At 72.7% G+C, this 22105-nt stretch carries 25 protein-coding genes; 13 read left to right on the forward strand and 12 right to left on the reverse strand.

Features of this window, described 5'->3' with window-relative positions; all coding sequences use genetic code 11:
- Window positions 1-113 precede the first annotated feature (113 nt).
- A complete protein-coding gene (locus tag ACFQGL_RS25205; RefSeq protein ID WP_377514901.1) occupies window positions 114-623 on the reverse strand; it encodes a 2'-5' RNA ligase family protein in 510 nt (169 codons plus the stop codon).
- Window positions 624-721: 98 nt separating this feature from the next.
- Between ACFQGL_RS25205 and ACFQGL_RS25210 the strand changes: the two genes are divergently transcribed.
- The 3 genes from ACFQGL_RS25210 to ACFQGL_RS25220 are packed head-to-tail and all read left to right on the forward strand — an operon-like array spanning window position 722 to window position 2957.
- A complete protein-coding gene (locus ACFQGL_RS25210) occupies window positions 722-1501 on the forward strand; it encodes a class I SAM-dependent methyltransferase (RefSeq protein WP_377514902.1) in 780 nt (259 codons plus the stop codon).
- Window positions 1502-1510: 9 nt separating this feature from the next.
- Window positions 1511-2239 (forward strand): helix-turn-helix domain-containing protein, encoded by a 729-nt coding sequence (locus ACFQGL_RS25215; protein WP_377514904.1) that lies wholly within the window; start codon window positions 1511-1513, stop codon window positions 2237-2239.
- Between the two features lie 58 nt (window positions 2240-2297).
- Window positions 2298-2957 (forward strand): dihydrofolate reductase family protein, encoded by a 660-nt coding sequence (locus ACFQGL_RS25220; RefSeq protein ID WP_377514905.1) that lies wholly within the window; start codon window positions 2298-2300, stop codon window positions 2955-2957.
- Window positions 2958-3044: 87 nt separating this feature from the next.
- Here the strand turns inward: ACFQGL_RS25220 and ACFQGL_RS25225 are convergent, their stop codons facing one another.
- Window positions 3045-3650: a response regulator transcription factor gene (locus tag ACFQGL_RS25225; RefSeq protein ID WP_377514906.1), complete on the reverse strand. Its 606-nt coding sequence runs from the start codon at window positions 3648-3650 to the stop codon at window positions 3045-3047.
- A complete protein-coding gene (locus ACFQGL_RS25230) occupies window positions 3647-4801 on the reverse strand; it encodes a sensor histidine kinase (RefSeq protein ID WP_377514908.1) in 1155 nt (384 codons plus the stop codon). Before ACFQGL_RS25230 ends, ACFQGL_RS25225 begins: the two co-directional genes overlap by 4 nt.
- Window positions 4802-4932: 131 nt before the next feature.
- On the opposite strand from ACFQGL_RS25230, the gene ACFQGL_RS25235 reads away from it, so the two are divergent.
- Both ACFQGL_RS25235 and ACFQGL_RS25240 read left to right on the forward strand, forming a co-directional pair.
- Window positions 4933-5817, forward strand: a complete 885-nt coding sequence (locus ACFQGL_RS25235; RefSeq protein ID WP_377514909.1) for a hypothetical protein — start codon at window positions 4933-4935, stop codon at window positions 5815-5817.
- A gap of 305 nt (window positions 5818-6122) precedes the next feature.
- A complete protein-coding gene (locus ACFQGL_RS25240; protein ID WP_377514911.1) occupies window positions 6123-7853 on the forward strand; it encodes a DEAD/DEAH box helicase in 1731 nt (576 codons plus the stop codon).
- Between the two features lie 47 nt (window positions 7854-7900).
- Here ACFQGL_RS25240 and ACFQGL_RS25245 read toward each other — a convergent pair whose 3' ends face one another.
- The 5 genes from ACFQGL_RS25245 to ACFQGL_RS25265 all read right to left on the reverse strand — a co-directional run bounded on the left by ACFQGL_RS25245 (window position 7901) and on the right by ACFQGL_RS25265 (window position 12858).
- Complete coding sequence (locus tag ACFQGL_RS25245) at window positions 7901-8305, reverse strand: DoxX family protein (RefSeq protein ID WP_377514912.1); 405 nt, start codon at window positions 8303-8305, stop codon at window positions 7901-7903.
- A gap of 140 nt (window positions 8306-8445) precedes the next feature.
- Entirely contained in the window at window positions 8446-10776 is a 2331-nt protein-coding gene (lon, locus tag ACFQGL_RS25250) for an endopeptidase La (RefSeq protein ID WP_377514913.1), read from the reverse strand.
- 38 nt (window positions 10777-10814) lie between these two features.
- Entirely contained in the window at window positions 10815-11096 is a 282-nt protein-coding gene (locus ACFQGL_RS25255; protein WP_377514914.1) for a hypothetical protein, read from the reverse strand.
- 75 nt (window positions 11097-11171) lie between these two features.
- Window positions 11172-12041: a manganese catalase gene (locus ACFQGL_RS25260; RefSeq protein WP_377514915.1), complete on the reverse strand. Its 870-nt coding sequence runs from the start codon at window positions 12039-12041 to the stop codon at window positions 11172-11174.
- A gap of 85 nt (window positions 12042-12126) precedes the next feature.
- Entirely contained in the window at window positions 12127-12858 is a 732-nt protein-coding gene (locus ACFQGL_RS25265) for a sensor histidine kinase (RefSeq protein WP_377514916.1), read from the reverse strand.
- A gap of 65 nt (window positions 12859-12923) precedes the next feature.
- Here ACFQGL_RS25265 and ACFQGL_RS25270 point away from each other — a divergent pair, with 65 nt between their 5' ends.
- A complete protein-coding gene (locus ACFQGL_RS25270) occupies window positions 12924-13565 on the forward strand; it encodes a response regulator (protein ID WP_377514917.1) in 642 nt (213 codons plus the stop codon).
- Window positions 13566-13722: 157 nt separating this feature from the next.
- The gene (locus ACFQGL_RS25275; RefSeq protein ID WP_377514918.1) at window positions 13723-14070 is read left to right on the forward strand and encodes a histone-like nucleoid-structuring protein Lsr2; all 348 of its coding nucleotides are present in this window, start codon (window positions 13723-13725) and stop codon (window positions 14068-14070) included.
- A 118-nt stretch (window positions 14071-14188) separates the two neighbouring features.
- Here ACFQGL_RS25275 and ACFQGL_RS25280 read toward each other — a convergent pair whose 3' ends face one another.
- Both ACFQGL_RS25280 and ACFQGL_RS25285 read right to left on the reverse strand, forming a co-directional pair.
- The gene (locus ACFQGL_RS25280; protein ID WP_377514919.1) at window positions 14189-15481 is read right to left on the reverse strand and encodes a hypothetical protein; all 1293 of its coding nucleotides are present in this window, start codon (window positions 15479-15481) and stop codon (window positions 14189-14191) included.
- Window positions 15482-15803: 322 nt separating this feature from the next.
- Complete coding sequence (locus tag ACFQGL_RS25285; RefSeq protein ID WP_377514921.1) at window positions 15804-16682, reverse strand: DUF2726 domain-containing protein; 879 nt, start codon at window positions 16680-16682, stop codon at window positions 15804-15806.
- A gap of 179 nt (window positions 16683-16861) precedes the next feature.
- On the opposite strand from ACFQGL_RS25285, the gene ACFQGL_RS25290 reads away from it, so the two are divergent.
- The 4 genes from ACFQGL_RS25290 (at window position 16862) to ACFQGL_RS25305 (ending at window position 19099) form a co-directional block, all read left to right on the forward strand.
- Window positions 16862-17227 (forward strand): Asp23/Gls24 family envelope stress response protein, encoded by a 366-nt coding sequence (locus tag ACFQGL_RS25290; RefSeq protein WP_377514922.1) that lies wholly within the window; start codon window positions 16862-16864, stop codon window positions 17225-17227.
- A 1-nt stretch (window position 17228) separates the two neighbouring features.
- Window positions 17229-17753 carry a DUF6286 domain-containing protein gene (locus ACFQGL_RS25295; protein ID WP_377514924.1) on the forward strand — a complete coding sequence of 175 codons (525 nt, stop codon included), beginning with the start codon at window positions 17229-17231 and terminating at the stop codon, window positions 17751-17753.
- On the forward strand, window positions 17750-18310 hold the full coding sequence (locus tag ACFQGL_RS25300) for a hypothetical protein (RefSeq protein WP_377514925.1): 561 nt from the start codon (window positions 17750-17752) through the stop codon (window positions 18308-18310). Before ACFQGL_RS25295 ends, ACFQGL_RS25300 begins: the two co-directional genes overlap by 4 nt.
- 63 nt (window positions 18311-18373) lie before the next feature.
- Window positions 18374-19099: a helical backbone metal receptor gene (locus ACFQGL_RS25305; RefSeq protein ID WP_377514926.1), complete on the forward strand. Its 726-nt coding sequence runs from the start codon at window positions 18374-18376 to the stop codon at window positions 19097-19099.
- 21 nt (window positions 19100-19120) lie between these two features.
- On the opposite strand, the gene ACFQGL_RS25310 is transcribed toward ACFQGL_RS25305, so the two are convergent.
- Entirely contained in the window at window positions 19121-20044 is a 924-nt protein-coding gene (locus ACFQGL_RS25310; protein WP_377514954.1) for a TerC/Alx family metal homeostasis membrane protein, read from the reverse strand.
- A gap of 286 nt (window positions 20045-20330) precedes the next feature.
- Here ACFQGL_RS25310 and ACFQGL_RS25315 point away from each other — a divergent pair, with 286 nt between their 5' ends.
- Together ACFQGL_RS25315 and ACFQGL_RS25320 are read left to right on the forward strand one after the other, a co-directional pair.
- Window positions 20331-20888 (forward strand): hypothetical protein, encoded by a 558-nt coding sequence (locus ACFQGL_RS25315; protein WP_377514928.1) that lies wholly within the window; start codon window positions 20331-20333, stop codon window positions 20886-20888.
- Window positions 20889-21053: 165 nt separating this feature from the next.
- Window positions 21054-21446, forward strand: a complete 393-nt coding sequence (locus tag ACFQGL_RS25320) for an FKBP-type peptidyl-prolyl cis-trans isomerase (protein WP_377514929.1) — start codon at window positions 21054-21056, stop codon at window positions 21444-21446.
- Between the two features lie 120 nt (window positions 21447-21566).
- Here the strand turns inward: ACFQGL_RS25320 and ACFQGL_RS25325 are convergent, their stop codons facing one another.
- Window positions 21567-21953, reverse strand: a complete 387-nt coding sequence (locus ACFQGL_RS25325; RefSeq protein WP_377514931.1) for an STAS domain-containing protein — start codon at window positions 21951-21953, stop codon at window positions 21567-21569.
- Window positions 21954-22105: the final 152 nt, after the last annotated feature.

Raw genomic sequence — 22105 nt, forward strand, 5'->3', positions numbered from 1 at the left:
AAGGGCATCCAGTCGATGCCCCGATCACGCAGTCAGGCGCGGACAGCGGCCATCGGCGATGGGCAACCACGGGTGTTCTCGTAGGCCGCGATGGTGACCCAGCCAGCGATCGGCTATCCGAGCTGGGTCACCGTCCGGTCGGTACCGTCGTAGCTCCGCGCCGCGACGAACTCGCCGGTCGGCCGCTGCCCACCGGAGACCGCACGAGCCAGCCGCAGGTCCGCGTTGCGGAACCGCAGCGCCAGGCTCAGGTGCGGCACCCACGCCCCCGGCGCGTGCCATGGGCGCTGGCCGTCGGCGTCGGCGAGGATGTCCCAGGCGGCGGCGTGCAGCGCGGCCAGCGCCGGGGCGGGTCGCACCAGCCAGACCAACGGGGCACTGCCGTCCAGGACGACCACGCGCTCGAGCGTGACCGGCACCGGCAGCGCGGCGTCGAACAGCTCGGTCAGGCGCTGCTCGGCCCCGGGAGGAAACTCGTCCACCGCCGCGAGGGTGAGGTGCGGCCGGTTGGTCGGATGGGTGTTGCGGGCCAGACTCGGCAACCCGGCCGCGGCCAGCCGGCCCCAGACCGACCGGACGGCAACGTCCAACCCGGCCGAGCAGACCAATTCCACCGTACGCACGCAGCTCACGCTAGCGGGAAAGGTGCCGTGCTCTACCGCCGGTCCGCGAGCCCGACTGTGCCGGTCGGTCCGCCAGTCGGCGCCGGTAGGCTGCTGGCGTGGGACAGGACGAACGGCACCTGCACGCATCGTCGTTCGGCGCGGCGGCGACCGCGTACGCCGAGCATCGCCCGGACTACGCGCAGGCCGCGGTGCGGTGGGCGCTCGATCCCGCGCCCGGCACGCGGATCCTCGACCTCGGTGCCGGAACCGGCAAGCTCACCGCCGGCCTGGTTGCGGCGGGCGCCGACGTCACCGCGGTCGAACCGGACCGGGCGATGCTGACCGAGCTACGCCGCACCCTGCCGAACGTCCGTGCGCTGTCCGGTAGCGCCGAGGCGATACCGCTGCCGGACGCGTCCGTCGATGCCGTGCTCGCCGGCAACGCCATGCACTGGTTCGACATGGCCGTCGCCGGGCCGGAGATCGCCCGGGTCCTGGCACCCGGCGGCATCCTGGCCGGCCTGTGGAACGTCCTGGACGACCGGGTCGATTGGGTCGCCGGGCTGGCGCGGGTCAGCGGAAGCGCGGCCATCGGCCCGCGTGACACGCCCACAAGTTGGCGTGTTGAGACGGCCAGCGCGCACCTGCCAAAGACTGGCGTGGTCGCCCGATTCGGCTCGCCGGAGCAGGTCGAGTTTCCGCACGGGCAGCGCCGCACCGCCGACTCTCTCGTTGCGACACTTGCCACGAGGGCGGGGATGCTGGTCATGCCGGAGCAGGAACGGGAGGCCACGCTCGGCCGGATCCGCGCATTTCTGGCGAGCAGGCCGGAGACTGCGGACGGCGATTTCACCCTCCCGATGCTGACCTGCGTGCTGCGCGTCCGGCGGCTCTGAGAGAAGGCCATGGCCTTGCGGTTCGAGCATCGCGACACCGAGCTCGGCGTGAGCCTCGTCGACCGCGTGTGGTGCACCCGCTCCGATGCGCAGGAGACGATGACGTCCGCGGCACGCACCTGCACGCATCTGATCCTCTCGCGGGCGCAGGGACGCCTACTCGCCAGCCTGCGCGGGCCGGAGACCAGGGCGACCACGGCGCCGGTCCCGCCGGGCACCGAGTTCCTCGGGGTCCGGTTCGCATTCGGCGCGGTTTTTCGGCCGCATCCTGCGGCCTCGATCGTCGATGGGTCCGTGCCGCTTCCCGTGACGGAATCGGGCAGGATCGTCATCGGCGGCGAGGACTGGGAGGCGCCGACGTTCGAGAACGTCGAGCACTTCGTCCGGCGGTTGCAGGTCGCGGGTCTGGTGGTGCGATCGCATCTGAGGGACGAGGAACAGGTCGCCGAGCATCGCGAGGCCAGCCCGACCGGGCGAACCCTGCAGCGTCGCTACCGAGCGGTCATTGGACTGTCGCCAACCGCCGTACGGCAGATCGACCGCGCGAACGCCGCAGCCACGATGCTGCGCGACGGCCTCGACTGGCGCACGGTCGTCGAGACGTTGGGGTACTTCGACCAGGCCCACCTCGGGCACGCGCTGCGTCGCTACGTCGGGTGCACCGCACGCGAACTGCAGACGGGCCGCCGTGCCGCGATGTCGTTCCTGTACAAGACCCACGCTGGGCCCGGCAGCTAGCGTCCGTCTGCCAGCCAACCCTGGCCGGCCGTTCGCGACCCGAGTTCCAAGGAGAACCGTGCTGCTCAGCGTCAACATCTTCGTCAGTCTCGACGGCGTCATGCAGGGACCCGGAACCCCCGACGAGGACCGCTCCGGCGGCTTCGACCGTGGCGGGTGGCTCGTTCCGCACGCCTCGACGCACACCAACGAGGTCGTCGAAAGCTGGTTCCGTCAGGCCGACGCGTTCCTCTTCGGCCGCACCAGCTTCGGCCTGCTCGGCGGGTACTGGCCGAAGGTCACCGAACCTGACAACCTGATCGCCACCAAGCTCAACACGCTGCGCAAGTATGTCGTCAGCTCCACGCTGACCGACGATGAAGCCGACTGGAGCCCGACGACGGTTCTCCGCGGCGACCTGGCCGACGAGGTACGCCGTCTCAAGGAGCTTCCCGGCGAGGAACTCCAGGTGCACGGGAGCTGGAAACTCGTGCAGACCCTGCACCAGGCAGGGCTCGTCGATGTCTATCGGCTGCTCCAGTACCCGGTCATCGTCGGCACGGGCAAGCGCCTGTTCCTGGACGGATCGACGCCCGCGATGTTCGCACCCGTCGACGAGAGCATGCGCGTACTGCCCGGCGGTGTCGTCTCGCTGACCCTCAAGCCCACGAGCCTCGGCACGATCTCCGCAGGCACGTACACCGTGGACGAAGGGCGTTCGGTGCCGGTCCGCGACTGACATCGGTGCCCGACGACGGCTGGACAGGTGGGCCAGCAGCAGGAGAGTCCGCCGACGCCCACGGCACAGCCGCTGCCCGGGCCCGCGTCAGAGCCAGCCGTTGTCCCGGGCGGTGCGTACCGCTTCGGCCCGGTCGGCCGCGCCGAGCTTCTGCACGGCGGCGGAGAGGTGGTTGCGTACCGTCCCGGTGGACAGGTGCACCCGGCGGGCGATCACCGCGACCGGGGCACCGAACTCGGCCAGCCGCAACGTCTCCAGTTCGCGGGGAGTCAGCGGGCACGCCGGCAGGGTCAGCGCGTCGGCGGCCAGCGACGGATCGACGTACCGGCCACCGGCGTGCACCCGGCGGATCACGTCGGCGAGCGCGCCGCCCGGCGAGCCCTTGGGCAGGAACCCCCGCGCGCCGGCGGTCAACGCCTGCCGGAGGTGGCCCGGTCTGCCGTGCCCGGTGAGAACGACCACCGCGCACTCGGGTCGGGCCCGGGTCAGCTCGGCGGCGACCGCGATCCCGTCCAGGCCCGGCATCTCCAGGTCCACCACGGCCACGTCCGGCCGGTGCGCCAGCGTCGCGGTGACCGCCGCCGGGCCGTCGCCGGCCTGGGCCACCACCTCGATGTCCGGCTCCAGAGCGAGCAGCGCGGCGACCGCGACCCGGACGAGGTCCTCGTCGTCGGCGAGCAGGACGCGGATCACGACGGCACCGGCACGGTGGCTTCCAGGGTGAACACGGTGTCCTCTCGGCGTACCCGCAATGCGCCCCCGACGGCGGTGAGCCGGTCGGCGAGCCCACGCAGGCCGTGGCTGTGCGGGTCGGCACCCCGGTCGTCGGCGCCGTCGTTGACCACCGTCATCCTGGCCACGTCGTCCTCCCGGTCGATGGTGATCCGGCACCAGCCGGCCCGGCTGTGCCGCAGTATGTTCGTTCCCGCCTCGCGCAGCACCGCCGCCAGCTCGGCGGCGGCGGGCTGCGGCTGGTCGACCGGCGGCGGTACGACCGTGCAGCGCACCCCGCAGGAGCGCAGTACGCCCGCCACGGCCGTCAACTGTTCGCCGAGGTCGACGGCACGGTAGCCGTGTACGGTCGCGCGGACCTCGTCCAGCGCGGACGAGGCGAGCCGCTGCACCTCGGTGGCCTCCCGGCCGGCCCGTTCGGGATCGACCGGCGCGAGGCGGGCGGCGAGTTCGGCCTTCAACGCGATCACGGTGAGGCTGTGCCCCAGCACGTCGTGCACGTCCCGGGCGAAGCGCAGCCGCTCCTCGGCGGCGGCCAGCCGAGCGCGGGCGGCCTGTCCCTGCCGGGCCTCCAACAGCAGGTCCCAGAACCACACCTGGAACCCGTTGACCGCCGCGACGCCCACCCCGACCCCTCCGGTCACGGCCAGGTGGCGCCCGAGCGAGCCGCCGGTCCACCAGGCCACCCCCGCCGACACCAGCAGGGTGCCGGCCGCCACCGCCAGCGCGGCCGGAAGGCGGACCAGCAGTGGCGCCATGCCGATCAGCGAGGCGCCCAACCAGGCCCAGGTCGGCCAGGTACCGGCCGCGAGCGGCCCCACCAGCGGGATGGTCAGGACCGCCGCCCCGGCGAGGCTGAGCTGTGCGCGGCGCCGCCAGCGCTGGTCGAGCCACGGCGTGACGGCCGCGTACAGCACGGCGGTCTGGGTGGCCACGAAGGCGAGGATGCCGACGGCGCCGAGCGCGACGCGCCTCGGGTCCGGCTCGTGGGTCAGGCCGACCGCGGGCAGTAGCACGCTCGCCCAGACGCCGGTGACCAGCGACAGCAGCGTTCCCTGCCGGGCCCGGTGCAGTCGGCGGTCCGCCCGGGCAGTCACCGCCTCGCTCGCCACGCACCGATCCTAGGACCGCCGGTCGTCCGGTCCACCCCTGCGGATTGTCACGGTTGGACCGTGCGGACCGCACGGTTATCCGGTGACGGACGAGCCTGCCCGTCGCGCCGGAACGCCGCCAGGGTGGACACATGACGACATTGACGAACGGTGACAGCCACGTACCGTCGACCGGGTCGCTGCCCGCCGAACTGCCGACGAACACGACGACAACCGGGGGTACGCGGCAACTGCTGCGGCACCTCGGCGAGATGGCGCTCGCGATGGTCGTCGGGATGCTGCTGCTCGGCCCGTTGTGGGACGTGGCGGGCACCGTGCTGGGGCTCGCCGACCAGCTGGAACACCCGGCGGTGGCCGCGCTGGTGATGGCCACCAACATGACCATCGGCATGACGGTGTGGATGCGCTACCGGGCACACCACTGGGGCGGGGTCGTCGAGATGGCAGCCGCGATGTACGTCCCGTTCCTGCTGCTGCTCGCGCCGTTCTGGGCCGGCCTGTTGGACGGCGACGCGCTGATGATCGGCGGGCACCTGCTGATGGTGCCGGCGATGGTGCTGGTGGCGGTGCGCCACCGACACGAGTCGCCAGCACCGGTACGCCGGCACCCGGCCGTGGTGGCGCTGGCCCGCCGCTGGCCGACCGGGCTGGCGCTGCTGATGACCGTGGACATGTGGGTCGACCCGGGCGTGCTCAGCCCGTGGACGTTGCTGGTGCTGCCCGGCGGGTACCTGCTGATCGGCGTGGCCCGCCGCACGCTGCGTGGACCGGGCGTGCTCGCCACCCAGCTGGTCGGCCTGGCCGCCTGGGTCGCCCTCGCGCTGATCGCGATCATGGCCGGCGGGCGAACGGCGGCGTGGCTGGTGGCGTTCGGTTGGCTGGCGCACGCCGGCTGGGACGTGGTCCACCACCGCACCGGCCGGGTGGTCCCCCGCGGGTACGCCGAGTGGTGCGGAGTCCTGGACGCCGCGCTCGCCGGCGCCATGATCCTCGCGATCCTCACCACCGACGCCTGACGGTCCCACCAACCCGCCTCGCGCGGGGCCGCCCCGCGCAGCCCCGAGCCGCCCGCGCTGGCCCGCGCCGCCCCCCGCGCGCCGCCCCGCACGCCGCCCCCCGCGCCGCCCAAGATCCGCACTAGAGCAGCGAAATAGTGGCCTCACGCGGTGCCGGAGGCCACTATTTCGCTGTTGTTGTGCGGATCATCGGCGGGGCGCGCACCGAAGGCGCGCGGATCTTGCGCCGTTTGCAGAACGAGGCGCGCGGCGCTGTTGTGCCGGTCGCCTCAGCGGCTGCGACGGCATGATGAAAGGCTTGGCGCATGAGTTCCGCACCTGCACAGCACGACGCACCGACCGAGACCACCCCCGACGGCTCCGACGAGGCGAACGCCTTCACGGAGCTCGGGCTGCGCGCCGAGCTGCTGGGCGCGCTGGCCGCCCTCGGCTACGAGGAGCCGACCCCCATCCAGCGCGAGGCGATCCCTCCGCTGCTGGACGGTCGGGACCTGCTGGGTCAGGCGGCCACCGGCACCGGCAAGACGGCGGCGTTCGCCCTGCCGCTGCTGCACCGGATGCCGGCGCACCGCGAGGGTGGGGACCCGGTGGCGTTGGTGCTGGTGCCGACCCGGGAGCTGGCGGTGCAGGTCTCCGAGGCGTTCCACCGGTACGGCAAGGACCTGGGCGCGCGGGTGCTGCCGATCTACGGCGGGCAGCCGATCGGGCGGCAGCTGCGGGCTCTGGACACCGGGGTCGACGTGGTGGTGGCCACCCCGGGTCGGGCGCTGGACCACATCGCCCGGGGCACCCTGCGGCTGGGTGGCCTTGCCACGGTGGTGCTGGACGAGGCCGACGAGATGCTCGACATGGGCTTCGCCGAGGACATCGAGGCGATCCTGGAGCACGCTCCGGAGCAGCGCCAGACGGTGCTCTTCTCGGCGACGATGCCGTCGCGGATCGACGGGATGGCCCGCCAGCACCTGCGCCAGCCGGTCCGCATCGAGATCGGCCGGGAGCAGCCGGTGGCCGGTGAGGCGCCCCGGGTACGGCAGAGCGCCTACATCGTGACGCGGGCGCACAAACCGGCCGCGCTGGGCCGGGTGCTGGACGTGGAGTCACCCACCGCGGCGATCGTGTTCTGCCGTAGCCGCGAGGAGGTGGACCGGCTGACCGAGACGATGAACGGCCGGGGCTACCGGTCCGAGGCGCTGCACGGCGGAATGAGCCAGGAACAGCGGGACCGGGTGATGAGCCGGTTGCGGGCCGGCACGGCCGACCTGCTGGTGGCCACCGACGTGGCGGCCCGAGGGCTGGACGTCGAGCAGCTCACCCACGTGGTCAACTACGACGTGCCGTCGGCGCCCGAGTCGTACGTGCACCGGATCGGTCGGGTGGGCCGGGCCGGGCGCGAGGGCGTGGCGATCACCCTCGCCGAGCCGCGCGAGCACCGGATGCTCAAGACCATCGAGCGGGTGACCGGCCAGCGGATCACCATCGACAAGATCCCCACCGTGGCGGACATGCGTACCCGCCGGTTGGAGCTGACCCAGGCGGCGTTGCGCGAGAGTCTGCTGGAGGACGACCTCGACCCGTACCGGGTGATCGTGGAGACGCTGACCGACGAGTTCGACCTGATGGAGGTCGCCCTCGCCGCCGTGAAGCTGGCGCACGAGGTGACCTCGCCGGGCTCGGACGACGAGCAGGAGATCCCGCAGGCGCCGGTACGCAGCCCGCGTGAGGGCCGGCCGGAGTCCGGCGGCCGGGGCGGCGACCGGCGCGGTGGTGGCCGGCCGCGCTCGGGCGGCAACGGCGTCCAGATCTTCGTCGGCCTGGGTCGGCGCGCGGGGGTACGCCCGCAGGATCTGGTCGGCGCGATCACCGGCGAGACCGGGATCAGCGGACGGGACATCGGCTCGATCGAGATCGCGGACCGGTTCTCCCTGGTGGAGGTGCCGCAGGGGGTGGCCGACGAGGTGATCGCCGGGTTGCGCGGCAGCACCATCAAGGGCCGCAAGGCCACCGTACGCCGGGATCGCGGCGGCGACGGGCGCTGAGCGCGCCGCCGGCGACCGCCGGGGTACGACGGTCGCCGGCGCACGGATCAGAAGGAGTACGGGCCGAACCGGCCCCACGCCACCACCGCGGCGAGGACGAGCAGCACCACGCAGGTGATCCCGCCCTGGATCTCAAGCTTGCGGCGCTCCGCCACGGTCTCCGTCTTGGCCCGGCGTACGTGCACGAGGATGCCGCCGATCATCACGATGACCAGCCCGACCGCGGCCAACGGGGTGAGCACGGTGGCGATGCCGGTCAGCGGCGGCAGGACGAGCCCGAAGGCGGCCAGCAGTTCGACGGCGCCGAGCGCCTTGACCTGGGAGAGCGGGACCGGGTCCACCCAACCCATCCGTTCGCGCAGCTTCTCCTTGGGCTGCGTCAGCTTCTGTACGCCGATGAGACCGAAGATGCCGGCCAAGAAGATCTGGATGATCCAGAGCACCACGTTCACGGGGGTTTCCTCCAGGGGGACCGCCTCGCGGCGGAGAGGTAGTTGACTCTTCAAGCACGACAGTACGGTTCGGTAACCGGCACGCATAGCGACGAACCCCCACCGTCCGAGGACGGCAGGGGTTCGTCGGGGTGGATGCGTCAGGCCACGAAGAGCGCCGGCCCGTCCAGCGCCTGGACCTCGGCCGGGCGCAGCGCCAGGGCGAGCACGTCCGCCACGTCGGCCAGGGTGTGCACGGTCAGCGCCTCGCGCACCTCGGCCGGCAGGTCGTCCAGGTCCGGCTCGTTGCGCGCCGGGATGATGACCTCGGTGAGGCCGGCCCGGTGCGCGGCGAGCAGCTTCTGCTTCACCCCGCCGATGGGCAGCACCCGTCCGGAGAGCGTCACCTCACCGGTCATTCCGAACTCCGGTCGGACCGGGCGGCCGGTGACCAGCGAGGCCAGGGCGGTCACCATGGTGATGCCCGCGCTCGGGCCGTCCTTGGGTACCGCACCCGCCGGGACGTGCAGGTGGATGCGGCGGCCGGCCAGGGCGTTCGGGTCGATGCCGAGCCGGCGCCCGTTGGAGCGCAGGTAGGAGAGGGCGATGTGCGCCGACTCCTTCATCACGTCACCGAGCTGGCCGGTCAGGGTCAGCCCCGGCTCGCCCTCCATGCTGGTCGCCTCGATGAAGAGCACGTCACCGCCGGCACCGGTGACGGCGAGGCCGGTGGCCACGCCGGGCACCGCGGTGCGCTCGGCCGACTCCGGGGTGAACTTCGGCCGGCCCAGGTAGCCGGTCAGGTTGTCGGTGTCGACGCGTACCGGCGTGGGATCGGTCGCCAGCGCCACCGCCACCTTGCGCAGGATCTTGGCCAGGGCACGCTCGAGCTGCCGGACACCGGCCTCGCGGGTGTACTCCCCCGCGATCAGCGCCAGCGCCTCGTCGGCGACGCCCACCTCGTCGGCGGTCAGCCCGGCCCGCTCGCGCTGCCGGGGCAGCAGGTGGTCGCGGGCGATGGCGACCTTCTCGTCCTCGGTGTACCCGTCCAGGGTGACCAGCTCCATCCGGTCCAGCAGCGGGCCGGGGATGGTCTCCACCACGTTCGCGGTGGCCAGGAAGAGCACGTCGGACAGGTCCAGGTCGACCTCCAGGTAGTGGTCCCGGAAGGTGTGGTTCTGGGCCGGGTCGAGCACCTCCAGCAGGGCGGCGGCCGGGTCGCCGGCGTAACCGGCGGCCAGCTTGTCCACCTCGTCGAGGAGCACGACCGGGTTCATCGAGCCGGCCTCGCGCAGCGCGCGGACGATCCGGCCGGGCAGCGCGCCGACGTACGTGCGGCGGTGACCACGGACCTCGGCCTCGTCGCGGACGCCGCCGAGCGACACCCGGACGAAGTTGCGCCCGAGCGCCCGGGCGACGGACTCGCCGAGGCTGGTCTTGCCGACGCCGGGAGGACCGGCGAGGGCGAGCACCGCGCCGGAGCCGCGCCCGCCGACCACACCGAGGTTGCGCTCGGCACGCCGGTTGCGCACGGCGAGGTATTCCAGGATGCGGTCCTTCACGTCGGCCAGGCCGGCGTGGTCGGCGTCGAGCACCGCACGCGCCGCGGCCAGGTCGGTGTTGTCCTGGGTACGCGTACCCCACGGCATTTCCAGCACGGTGTCCAGCCAGGTACGGATCCAGCCGGCCTCCGGGGAGGCGTCGCTGGCCCGCTCCAGCTTGCCGACCTCGCGCAGTGCCGCCTCGCGGACCTTGTCCGGCAGGTCGGCGCCCTCGACCCGGGAGCGGTAGTCGGCCGAGCCGTCCGGCTCGTCCTCGCCCAGCTCCTTGCGGATCGCGGCGAGCTGCTGGCGCAGCAGGAACTCCCGCTGGGACTTCTCCAGCCCCTCGCGGACGTCGGTGTTGATCTGCTCGGTGACCTCCTGCTCGGCCAGGTGTTCCTTCACCCAGCCGACCAGCAGCTCCAGCCGGGCGGTGACGTCCGGCGCGGCCAGCAGCTCGGTCTTCTGCTCCAGGGTCAGCCAGGGCGCGTAGCCGGCCGAGTCGGCCAGCTCGGACAGGTCGGTCATCCGCTCCATGGCGTCGATGACCTGCCAGGCGCCGCGCTGCTGGAGCACGGAGGTGGTCAGGGCGCGGTACTCGCGAGCGAGTTCGCGGGCCCGGCCGGCGGGAGCGGATTCGTCGAGTTCGGTCGCCTCGACCCAGAGCGCGGCGCCGGGGCCGGGCACGCCGGAGCCGATCCGCGCCCGGGACAGGCCACGGATGACGGCGGCGGGCTCACCATCGGGGAGCCGGCCGACCTTCTCGATGGTGGCGACGACGCCGACCGGGCCGTACTCACCGTCGATGCGGGGTACGGCGAGCAACGTGCGGTCGCCGGTCGCGCGGGCCGCGTCGATGGCGGCCTGCGTGGTCGGGTCGAGGGTCACCGGGATGACCATGCCGGGCAGCAGCACGGCGTCGGTCAGGGGAAGTACCGGAAGAGTTGCCATCGAACACCTACTATCGCGTTGTCTTGAGCGTGTCTGACTCAAGTAACAAAGCGTTCCCCTTGTTCCGATCTGTGACCCAGACCACTTTCCGGCCCCGGCCGGCGTCCCGGCAGCAGCAGTTCGCGGGCCATCCGGCCACCGCCGGCCACCGCCACGGCGAGCGGGATCGCGACGCTGATCAGCGCCAGGGCGACCACGATCCGGCCGGGCAGTCCGACCACGGCGGCCAGGACGGTGAGCGCGGCGAAGACCACCAGCTTGACCCGGGTACGCGACAGCGACACCAGGCCGCTCTCCCGGGTGGGTACGACGACGGACATGGTTCCTCCTACGAGGCGGGACGGTCAGATGGCGTCGGGTCGCCCGCGACGGACGGGCGACCCGACGAGACGCCCTCAGGTGACCTTGCTCTTGACCTTGTTCACGACGCCGCCGACCACACCGGGGTTCGTTCCGTAGAGCCGAGGGTCTCCCGGGGCCAGCACCGGCTCCGGCGCGTTCGCGCGCGGGCTGTCGCCGTTGCGGAACTCGCCCTTGCCATCTGGCGTCGGTCCGGACGCCCAGCGTCCCTGCGCGGCGTCGGTGCCCGAGGAGAAGCCCAGGTAGGTGTAGCTGAACTCCTCGGTGAACTCGGTGGAGTCGGGGAAGGCGTCCGGCACCGGCATCTCCTCCAGGCCGTCCTCCTTGAGCTGCTCGATGGCCGCCAGCCACATGTTCTGGTGCATGGTGTCGCGGGCCAGCAGGAAGCGCAGCAACTGCTTCACACCGGGATCGTCGGTCATGTTGAACAGCCGGGACACCTGCAGCCGCCCCTGCGCCTCGGCGGCCACATTGAGCTGGAAGTCGGCCAGCAGGTTGCCGCTGGCGGTGACGAACGCGCCGTTCCAGGGCACCCCGTTGGCGTCGGCGGGCAGCGCCCCACCCCCGCCGTGGATGAAGTGCGCCGGGTTCGACCCGGCGAAGATCGCCCCGCCCCCGGGGTTGTCCGCGATGGCCTCGGACAACGACAGCGGCGCGTTCTCCAGCAGCCGGGTGATCATCGTGACGATCATCTCGACGTGGCCCATCTCCTCGGTGCCGACGTCGAGCAGCAGATCCTTGTACTTGCCGGGCAGCCGACAGTTCCAGCCCTGGAAGAGGTACTGGTTGGCGACGGTCATCTCGCCGAACTTGCCGCCCAGCACCTCCTGCAGCCGGCGGGCGAAGCCAGCGTCCGGGCCGTCCGGTTTGGCCTCGAACTGCAGCTCCTTGACGTGACTGAACATCTGTCCTCCTCGACACCGCGACGATGGTGTCCAGGAGGCTTCCCGCCACAGTGACCCGGCCGTGCCAACCCGTGTCCCGGTCGGGTCAGAGCACCGGGGCGGCCATCGGCAACAGCACCTCCAGCGCCACACCACGCGGTCGCAACCGGTGCACCCGCAGCACTCCCCCGTCCGCCGCCACGAGCTGTCGCACGATCCACAGCCCGAGCCCGGACATCCCGACGGCCGGCGTCGTGCGGCGCATCGCGGCCAGCAGCGCGTCGTCCACCCGGCCCTCGTCGGTGACCAGAATGCTCAGGTCGGAGCCGCGCAGCGCGGCGTACAACCCGACCTGGCCGTCGGTCGGCCCGTGCCGCAACGCGTTCTCCACCAGGTTCACCAGCACCTGCCGGGTCCGCCCGGCCGGCACCGGGCAGGAGCCGGCCCGCCGGGTGGCGCGGGCCCGTCGCCGGCCGGCCGGCACCAGCGCCGCCGCCTCCCGCATGATCGCCGCCAGTGACACGGTCGGCTCCGGCTGCGCGGTCGATGCCAGCGCGCCGGTGCCGGCCGCCGCGTCGCGGAGCAGGCTCTGCAGGTGTACGGCCTGGTCGCGGGCCAGTTCGGTGATCGCCCGCCGGTCGGCGCCGGTCAACTCCCGGCGCTCGTCGGCCAGCGCCCGGGTCAGCGAGGTCAGGGTGCTGACCGGGGTACGGAACTCGTGGCACAACACGCGCAGCAGCAACTCGGAGTCGGCCTCGGGTGGACGTCGAGCACCGCGTCCGGACTCGGTACGGCTCAACCCTCGCAGTAGGCCCCGCAAACCGTGCCGTGCGCGCATCCACCCGACTCCCCTCGTTCGGTGCGTACCCGCATGATCGGTACCCGCTGGGGAACGGCGCAGACATGCCGGACGCCCCCACCATCAGACTCGCGGTCGTCGACGACCACCCGCTGTTCGTCCGCGGGCTGGAGTTGCTGCTCCCGGTGACCACCGATGGTCGCGCCGAGGTGGTCGGGTCGACCGGGGACGCCGCCGCGGCGGCCGCCATGATCAGCCGCTGCCACCCCGATCTGGCGCTGGTCGACCTGCACATGCCGCCGCCGGGTGGCATCCGGGCCGTGGCCGCCATCCGCCGGACCACCCCACGGGTACGAGTGGTCGCGATGTCCGGTTCCGCCGACCCGGGGCCCGCACTGGACGCGCTGCGGGCCGGCGCCGAGGGCTATCTGCCGAAGACCAGCGAACCGGAGGAGCTGCTGCCGCCGCTGCTGGCCATTCTCGACGGCTGGGCGGTGCTGCCGGCTGAACTGCTCCGCGCCCTCCTGCGTCCCACCCGCGCGGCACCGGTCGACCTGGACGGCGAGGAGAGCCGACTTCTGCGGGCCATCGCCGCCGGCCGCAACACCGTCGACATCGCCGAGGAACTGCACGTCTCGGAACGAACAGTGAAACGGATGACCGCCGCGTTGCTGCGCAAGCTGCGGGTTTCCAGCCGCGCGGAGGCCGCCGCCGTCGCCGGGCACGCCGGCCTGCTGGGCGATTGACGCTCCGACCATCTTCGCTGATTCGGCGCCCGTTCACGGTTTTGCGCGGCATCGAATCGCGACTCGCCGAAATGAGCGGGACGCATATTGTTGCGGTTTCCCCGTGTGGTGGGTCAGACTTTGAAAACGTCCCGCCACACACAGGGAGTAATCGGCAATGGCGAGAAAAGTAATCACGGTACTGACCGACGACCTCGACGGCGGGAAGGCCGACCGGACAGTCGAGTTCAGTCTCGACGGCGTGGCCTACACGATCGACGTCTCGGATGAGAATGCCGGCGTCCTGCGTAAGGCGCTCGACCCGTACATCAATGCGGGCCGGCGGATCGGCCGGGGGCCGGTGGAGAACGCTCGGACGGTGCGCCGGCCGGGGCGACCCGGCGGCGCGGGAATGGATCGCGAGCAGAACCGCGCGATCCGGGAATGGGCCGTCAAGAACGGCTACAAGATTTCCGAGCGGGGCCGGATCCCGGTCGAGGTCGTCGAGGCGTACAAGGGCCGCTGACCGTACGACGCACGAGACGGGGTCCCGCCGGAAACGGCGTGGCCCCGTCAGATGTGTCGGCGGCCGGCCACCCGGGCTGTACGCCCCGGGCGACCGGCCGCCGTTGGTTGACTCCCGCTCAGTTGACCGTGATCCGCACCGAGTCGAACGCCGGGGTCTGGTTCGCCCGCTCCATCATCGGCAGTCGGTGCGAGCCGTCACCGGCCCAGACCGAGCACTGGGCGGTGCCCGACTCCGGCAGGCCCGGGATCTGAATGGTCACCTCGTCCGGCTGGGCACCACCGCGCCCGTCCTCGGTGGCGACGAAGAAGGCGGGCACCTCCTGCGGCTCCGGCGGGGTGGTCAGGCTGTCCAACATCCGGCAGGCGGTGTGGAAGTGGCCCCGGACCAGACCCTGGTCGTTGAGCAGCGAGCTCTCCACGTAGTACCCGCCCTGACCGGCCGCCAGGAAGCGGTCCCGGATCAGGTTGCGGGTGCTGACCCGCAGGGTGAAGGCCTGGTTGCGGCCGATCTGACCGGGGAACTGGGTGATCAGCAGCGACGGGTTGTTGGCGGCGGCGCCGACCTCACCGAACTCGGTGCTCACGCAGCGGTTGCCGATCTGGAAGCCGTCGTGCGGCTGCAGGCGGCTCTCGTCACAGTCGTTGGCCAGTACGCCGAGCCCGGAGCCGGGGGCGGTGCCACCGCCGTTGTTACCGCCGCCGTTGTTGCCACCGCCGTTGTTGCCACCGCCGGTGTTGCCACCGCCGTTGTTGCCACCGCCGGTGTTACCGCCACCGTTGCTGCCGCCACCGTTGTTGCCGGTCGGCTGCACCTGACACTCGGCGAGCTGCGCCAGACCCTGCGGTCGGGGCCCGGCCCGGTCGATGGCCGTCGTGATCCGGTCCAGCGAGGCGCGTCGCTTGGCGGCCAGGGGCTGCAGGATCGCGCTGCGGATGAAGGCCTCACCCTTGCTGCCGTCGGCGGCCAACCGCTTGTCGGCCTCGGCGATCTGGGCCTGCATCTGGGCCAGGTTGCGGTCCACCTCGGTGCGGGCCCGAGCGGGCACCTGCGGGAGCTTGGCTGCGACGTCCGGGCAGGCGACGGCCGAGCCGCTGCCGACCGTGCCGTCCTTGCCGTCCTCGCACTCGGGGACCGACTGCTGCCCGTCACCCCAGTGGTTGCGCACCCACCGACCGTTCTGCCAGGTCCGGGTGGTCGATCCGTCGCCACTCGGCGCGGTCGCGCCCGGGCTCGGCTCCACACATTGTCCGGCGGCCGGTCGGGGCTTGTTCGTCCGCCGGTCCTGGGCCGACGAAATCTGGGTCACGGCGACGACTCCGCCGAAGACCGCGAGCGTGCCGACAACGGCCAGCAGACGCTTGCTCCGCGCGTTGCCGGATGACCGGCGCGCCCGAGTGGACCTGCGCATCGAATTGCTCTCCTTCTCGATCCGGTAGTGGATTCCTGCCCTCGGCGGACCGACGGATTTGAGATGGCACGCTTCGGCAGCGGCCACCACGACCTACCCGGTGATGTGTCGACTGCCGACGATGCCCTTTCCGTACCGTCTCCCGCGTCCGGTCGACGCGGATGGGGAGATCCTGTTCATTCGCGCAGGAGTACGGGACGGTGGACGCGAAGGTTCAACCGATCCACAGGAAATTGCCGAGAATCGGCGCGCAGGGGGAAAAGCCCACGTGGAGCGGGGTCAGCCGGTGCGAAACGGTGTCAGGGAGTGACGGGTACGCCGTTCAGTCGACGCAGAGGTGGTCGAAGGCGAAGCCGCCCACCAACTCGCGCCGGCGCTGACTGAGCGCGACGATCTCCGCGGTCAGCTCGGCACGCGGCAGCAGGTCCGACTCGGCGGGCTGCTCGGCGCGCAGCCGCTCCCCGATGGCGACCGTGGCGAGATCCTCGGCCAGCCGCGCCGCGTCGATGCCGCAGGAGAACCGGTGCTCGGTCACCGAGACCCGCTCCACGAGGCACGCGTCGGGGCGGACCTGCACCCAGCTCCATCCCTGCGCCGGGCCGTCCGCCCAGCGCACGTGCAGACCGCGCACGATGGGGTCGGCCAGCCGCCGACCCACGTACGCCTCGACCGCCGCCGCGCGAGCCAGCGCGCCGAGGTCGTTGACCGGTCCGGTGCGCCCGTCCGGCAGGCGGCCGAGAATGTCCCGGAAGCCCACCGGGGGCGGCTCGTCCCCGGAACCGGACGCCACGGCGCCGCCCGCCGCGTAGTCGCGCGCGGCGATCACGTACTCCACCAGGCGTTGGCCGTGCTCGGCGGCGCGCAACGTGGGCGAACCGATCCGCAGCACCGGCAGCCCGACCGCCGCGCTCACCGCCTCCTTGAGACGTTCCGCGCGCAGCTCCGCCGAGCCGGCGGGCGGGACCGGGCCGATCTGCACGGCGACCACCGGCCGACCGCTGTCGGCGGCACAGAGCACGAAGTCGAAGCGTGCCTGGCTGGCCGAACTCCACTGGCTGCCGGTGACACCCGGCGGGCGTCCCTGGACCAGGTCGCTGAGCCGACGTGCCGGGTACACCCGATGGCCGGCGCGGGTGAGCAGGGCGTCATCGGCGGACGCCGCCCGCAGCCAGCCGCGGGAGTCGGTGCCGGTGCTCGTCATGTGCCTGATCCATCCGCCGGTCGGTCGAGCCGGGCCGAGTCTAGGTGGTCGATCATGACGAGCCGCGTTCCGGCACTACCGCGTCGGTGTGACCGGGATCACAGTCGGTCGACGTTCCGGCGCTGGCCTCAGGTGTATCCAGCGGGATCGCCGGTAGCCGACCCGACCGGGAGGTGATCATGTCGCGACCACAGTCCGGCTCCGCTGTGTCGACGACCGCCCGCCCGTACTCCCCGGCCGCCGCCGACCCGGCGGACGTCGCGCGGATCGCGGTCGACGCCGCCGGCCGGGTGCCGGGCGTGTCCGACGTCCGCCCCGCCACGGTCCGCCCGGACGACCGGTCCGTGACCGTGGACCTACGGCTGATCATTCGGTACGGGCACAGCGTGCCGGCCGTCGCCGAGGCCGTGCGGACGGCGGTCGCCGACCGGGTGGCCGCCGACACCGGGCTCGCCGTGGCGTCGGTGACCGTCACGGTGGACGACCTGCTCGTCCCCGGCGTCGACACCCTCGGGGCCGCCACGACCCGCCGGGCCGAGGACTGAGATGCGGACCGTCAACCGGGTCGCCTCGCTGCTGCTGGCCGCCGCCCTGCTGGTTGGCGGCGCGCTGCTGGCCGTCCAGTCGCTGCTGGTGACCCTGCGCCGGCCGACGCCACTGCTCGACCAGAGCGGCTGGTACGACGCGTTGACCAGCACCCGGTGGCGCGACCCGACGGTCCGGGCGGCGGCCGGTGCGGCCGTGCTGGTCGGCCTGGCCGTCCTGGTCGCCCAACTGCGCCGCTGGACGCCGCTGCGGCTGCGCGTCGACGAGGGGGACGGTTGGTACCTGCACCGTCGCTGCGTGGAGCGCCGGCTGGCCGACGCGGCCGGCGCCGTGCCGGGCGTACGCCGGGCCCGGGTCCGGATCCGTCGGCGCGGCACCCAGTGGCACCCTCGGGTACGCGCGAGTGGCGACCCGGCCGCCCGCGCCGAGGTCGAGTTCGCGGTGCACCAGGAGCTGCACCGCCTCGCCGCGCCCAGGACCGGTCGGATCGACGTTCGCCTGCTACCCCTGCGGCGGCCGGCATGAGCGACGCCGCGCACCGACTGCTGTGGACCATCGTCGCGCTGCTGCTGGTGGCGGGCGGCACGGCCGCGCTGGCGGTCAGCTTCGACCTGCTGCCCTTTGGCGACCCCCGGGCGATGGTGCTCGACGGCGGGCTGCTGCAACGGTGGCGGCTGGCCGCGCCGTGGACGACCCTGGCGGCTGCGGTCGCCGGGGTGCTGCTCGCCCTCGCCGGTCAGCGGCTGCTGGCCCGCGAGCTACGCGGGCCAACGGGCGTGCTGCGCGGCACCCTGAGCCGCACCGGGCACGGCCCCGGCCGCACCCGGCTCGCCGCCGAGGTGCTCGCCCACGCGCTGGAACGCGACCTGGCCGGCGATCCCGGGGTACGCCAGGCCCGGGTGGTGCTCACCGGCGCCCCGCCGCGCCCCGACGTCTGGATCCGGATGGACCTGACCGCCGACGCCCCGACCGCAGGGGTACGCGAGCACGTCCGCGCCGCGGTGCTCCGGTTCGCCGCGACCGCCGGGTGCCAACCGGCCCACCTCGACGTGACCGCCCGGATCGAGCCCGGCCGACCCTGACCCGCGCCGACCCGACCGGACCGGCATGATCGGTACCGGGACGGGCGGACGGAGGTACGCGCAGTGCGGGTCGTGTCGCTGGTGCCGTCGCTGACCGAGGCCGTGGCGCTGACCCTGCCGGGAGTGCTGGTCGGCGCCACCGACTGGTGCAGCCACCCGGCCGGGCTGGACGTGGCCCGGGTCGGCGGGACGAAGTACCCCGATCTGGACCGGGTCCGCGCGCTGCGGCCCGACCTGGTGCTGCTCAACGTGGAGGAGAACCGCCGGGAGGACGCCGAGGCACTGCGGGCCGCCGGCGTACCGGTGCGGGTCACCTATCCGCGTACCGTCCCCGGCGCGTTGACCGAGCTGGCCGAACTGCTGGCCGAGCTGGGCGCGCCGACCGAGCCGGCCTGGCTACGGGACGCCCGACGGGCGTGGGCCGAGCCACCCCGGCTGGCAGCGGCACGCCGCGCCATCGTGCCGGTCTGGCGTCGACCATGGGTGGTGCTCGGCGGCGACACGTTCGCCAGCGACATGCTGCGCCGGCTCGGCGTGGTCAACGCCTACGACCAGCACCCCGAGCGGTATCCCCGCCACAGCCTCGCCGAGTTGCGCGATGTCGAGCCGGAGCTGGTGGTGCTGCCCGACGAGCCGTACCGGTTCACCGCCGAGGACGGGCCGGAGGCGTTTCCCGGCGTACCGTGCGCGCTGCTGTCCGGGCGACACCTCACCTGGTACGGGCCGTCCCTGGCCGAGGCGCCCGCGCTGCTGGCCGATCAGCTGGCCCGGCCGGTGCGGACCGACTGACGCCCCGGCCGGGGCGGGCGGTCAGTCGCCGGACCGGCGGGCGGCCAGGACGCTGGAGGCGATCGAGACGCCCAGGATCAGCACCACCACCGCGAGGGTCAACCAGACCGGCAGCTTGCCGACCGGCGTCTCGGCCAGAATCAGCTTCAAACCCGCGAACGCGAGCAGCACGGCCAGCCCGTAGCGCAGGTGACCGAAGTGCCGCAACAGACCGGCGAGGCAGAAGTACAGGCTGCGCAGTCCCAGCACCGCGAACGCGGTGGCCGTCCAGACCAGGAAGGTGTTGGTGGTGATAGCGAGGATCGCCGCCACCGAGTCGATGGCGAAGACCACGTCGGTGGCCTCGATGGCGACCAGTGTCACCAACAGCAGCGTCGCGCGGCGTCGGCCGGCGACCCGGGCGGTGAACCGGTCCCGGTGGTACCGGGCGTCGGTGGGCACCACCCGCCGGAACAGCCGGACCACCACGTTGCGCTCCGGGTCGACGTCCGGTTCTCCGCGTACGGCCAACCGCCAGCCGGTCCAGATCAGGAACGCGCCCAGCACGAACCCGGCCCAGGTGAGCCGTTCCAGCAGCTCCGCTCCGGCGAAGATGAACAGCAGGCGGAACGCGAGCGCGCCCACGACGCCCCAGAACAGCACCTTGTGCTGGTAGCCCGGCGGCACCCGGAAATAGCCGAACAGCAGGGCGAAGACGAAGACGTTGTCCACCGAGAGCGCCTTCTCCAGCAGGTAGCCGGAGAAGTACGCGATGGCCGGGTCGCCACCGAGGCCGTACCAGACGACCAGGCCGAACAGCAGGCCCGCGCTGATCCAGACGGCGCTCCAGGCCAGCGCCTCGCGCAGCCCGATGACGTGGTTGTCCCGGTGTGCGAGCACGTCCACGGCGAGCATCACGGCGATCACCGTGCCGACGGCCGCCCAGGCCCAGAGCGGCACCGCGATCGTCGCCTCGCCCATCCGGCGCCCCCGCATCGGCCACTGAGCTGTGCAAACGGCCCCGATCAGCCGGCTGGTCGGGGCCGTTTCCGAGCCTAGGCGAGCGCGCGACCCGGGCGGCCGGAAACCCTCATCCACCCCGCGGACGCCGTAGCCGTGGTCAGGGCCGCCGAGCCGGGCCCGAGGGGTCGAAGGTCCCGGGCCGTTGCGGTCCGTCGGCCCTGCCGCCGATCGCGCGGCGGGCGTCCACTGGAGATGCCACCGGGAAGCGCGGTGCGAGGCACGAAGGGACGTGGAGACCATGACCGCGACGATCGACCGGATGACCGCCGACACCACCGCTTTGGCGGCGGAGACCCCCCGGGAGAGGGCCGTGCGGTACCTCCTGGCCGGCACCCGTCTGGCGCTCGGCTGGATCTTCCTCTGGGCGTTCATCGACAAGCTGTTCGGCCTGGGACGGGCCACCGAGGCCAAGAACGCCTGGATCGACGGTGGCAGCCCCACCAAGGGTTTCCTCACCTTCGGCGTGGCCGGACCGTTCAAGGACGTGTACACCGGGATCGCCGGGGCCGCCTGGGCGGACTGGCTGTTCATGGCCGGTTTGGCCGGAATCGGTGTCGCCCTGCTGCTCGGTATCGGCCTGCGGGTCGCCGCCGCGGCCGGTGGAGTGTTGCTGGTCCTGATGTGGACCGCCGTCCTGCCCCCGGAGACCAATCCCTTCATGGACGACCACCTGGTCTACGCGGCGGTGCTGGTGGTGCTGGCGCTGGTCAACGCCGGCGACACCGGCGGCCTCGGGCGATTCTGGGCGCGGCTGCCGATCGTCCAGCGGATGCCCTGGCTGCGCTGAGACTCCCCCGCACCGGCCCTCGGCGGGCGTCACCATCCGGTGGCGCCCGCCGAGGCGTCCGGGGCGTCCTCGGCCAGGTGGCGGGTCCGCCGCACATCGGTGAGGTGCGATCCGGCAGGATCGAGGTGACCGGACACATCACCCAACACGGCAGGAGATCCCCGCATGAACCAGGCAGCAGGCGCCCGATCGGGCAAGCCCGAGGTGGGTCCGATCGAGGGTGCGCCGCCGGCCGACCTCGTGGTCGAGGACATCACCGTGGGCGAGGGCCCGCAGGCCGAGCCGGGCCAGCTGGTCAGCGTGCACTACGTCGGCGTGTCGCACTCCACCGGCGGCGAGTTCGACTCGTCCTGGAACCGGGGCGAGGCGTTCGAGTTCCCGCTCGGCGGCGGCCAGGTCATCGCCGGCTGGGACCAGGGCGTGGCCGGCATGCGCGTCGGCGGCCGGCGCCGCCTCACCATCCCGCCGCACCTGGGGTACGGCGACCGTGGCGCGGCCGGCGTCATCAAGCCGGGCGAGACGCTGATCTTCGTCGTCGACCTGCTCGGCGTGCGCTGACCGAATTCCGTGGGGTCGCCGGCGCACGCCGGCGGCCCCGCGCACGGACCTGGGACGCTGGCCAGGCTGCTGCACGTCCACCCGGAGTATCGGCAGCGCGGCAGCGCCCACGCTGAACGGTCAGGCGGCGAGCGCCAGGTGTGTGGGGATGACCGCCGGGCTGCGCTCGGGCTCGACCGCCCCGGCCGACTCCAGCACCGGCATCACCCGGTGCAGGCCGGTGGCGCGCAGCACCCGGGCCACCACCGGAGTCGGATCGACCAGGACCAGCTCACCACCGCAGGCCCGGACGCGCAGGTGCGCGGCGAGCAGAGCACGCACCCCGGCCGCGGAGAGCAGCCGCAGCTCGGACAGCTCCAGGCGAATAACCGGACGGGCCGGCACGGACCACAACGCGGACCGGAACGCGGCGACGGTGGCGATGTCGACCTCGCCGACAACCCGCACCTGGACCACCCGGTCACCCACGCTGACCTGCACGTCCAACCGGTCGCTGCGCTCTCTCATGCTGACGAATCTATCCGCCACCACCGACAGTTTCGCCCCTCGGCGGAGTGATTCCGGGTACGTCCGGGGGCATACCCCGAGGCCACCCCGATCCCCCTCAGGGTGGAGGCCAGGGTCCCCCGAGGCCCAGCTCAGCGCGTGCTCCGGGCCGA

The sequence above is a fragment of the Micromonospora vulcania genome (genome assembly GCF_042658605.1).
Lineage (GTDB): Bacteria > Actinomycetota > Actinomycetes > Mycobacteriales > Micromonosporaceae > Micromonospora > Micromonospora vulcania.

Excerpts from the sequence above, each read along its gene's own strand:
- ACFQGL_RS25275 (WP_377514918.1), top strand. The coding sequence starts at position 13,723 with ATGGCGAGAAAAGTAATCACGGTACTGACCGACGACCTCGACGGCGGG.
- ACFQGL_RS25300 (WP_377514925.1), top strand. The coding sequence starts at position 17,750 with ATGAGCGACGCCGCGCACCGACTGCTGTGGACCATCGTCGCGCTGCTG.
- ACFQGL_RS25265 (WP_377514916.1), bottom strand. The coding sequence starts at position 12,858 with ATGCGCGCACGGCACGGTTTGCGGGGCCTACTGCGAGGGTTGAGCCGT.
- ACFQGL_RS25260 (WP_377514915.1), bottom strand. The coding sequence starts at position 12,041 with ATGTTCAGTCACGTCAAGGAGCTGCAGTTCGAGGCCAAACCGGACGGC.
- lon (WP_377514913.1), bottom strand. The coding sequence starts at position 10,776 with ATGGCAACTCTTCCGGTACTTCCCCTGACCGACGCCGTGCTGCTGCCC.
- ACFQGL_RS25290 (WP_377514922.1), top strand. The coding sequence starts at position 16,862 with ATGTCGCGACCACAGTCCGGCTCCGCTGTGTCGACGACCGCCCGCCCG.
- ACFQGL_RS25285 (WP_377514921.1), bottom strand. The coding sequence starts at position 16,682 with ATGACGAGCACCGGCACCGACTCCCGCGGCTGGCTGCGGGCGGCGTCC.
- ACFQGL_RS25215 (WP_377514904.1), top strand. The coding sequence starts at position 1,511 with ATGGCCTTGCGGTTCGAGCATCGCGACACCGAGCTCGGCGTGAGCCTC.
- ACFQGL_RS25320 (WP_377514929.1), top strand. The coding sequence starts at position 21,054 with ATGAACCAGGCAGCAGGCGCCCGATCGGGCAAGCCCGAGGTGGGTCCG.
- ACFQGL_RS25255 (WP_377514914.1), bottom strand. The coding sequence starts at position 11,096 with ATGTCCGTCGTCGTACCCACCCGGGAGAGCGGCCTGGTGTCGCTGTCG.
- ACFQGL_RS25280 (WP_377514919.1), bottom strand. The coding sequence starts at position 15,481 with ATGCGCAGGTCCACTCGGGCGCGCCGGTCATCCGGCAACGCGCGGAGC.
- ACFQGL_RS25325 (WP_377514931.1), bottom strand. The coding sequence starts at position 21,953 with ATGAGAGAGCGCAGCGACCGGTTGGACGTGCAGGTCAGCGTGGGTGAC.
- ACFQGL_RS25240 (WP_377514911.1), top strand. The coding sequence starts at position 6,123 with ATGAGTTCCGCACCTGCACAGCACGACGCACCGACCGAGACCACCCCC.
- ACFQGL_RS25270 (WP_377514917.1), top strand. The coding sequence starts at position 12,924 with ATGCCGGACGCCCCCACCATCAGACTCGCGGTCGTCGACGACCACCCG.
- ACFQGL_RS25235 (WP_377514909.1), top strand. The coding sequence starts at position 4,933 with ATGACGACATTGACGAACGGTGACAGCCACGTACCGTCGACCGGGTCG.
- ACFQGL_RS25295 (WP_377514924.1), top strand. The coding sequence starts at position 17,229 with ATGCGGACCGTCAACCGGGTCGCCTCGCTGCTGCTGGCCGCCGCCCTG.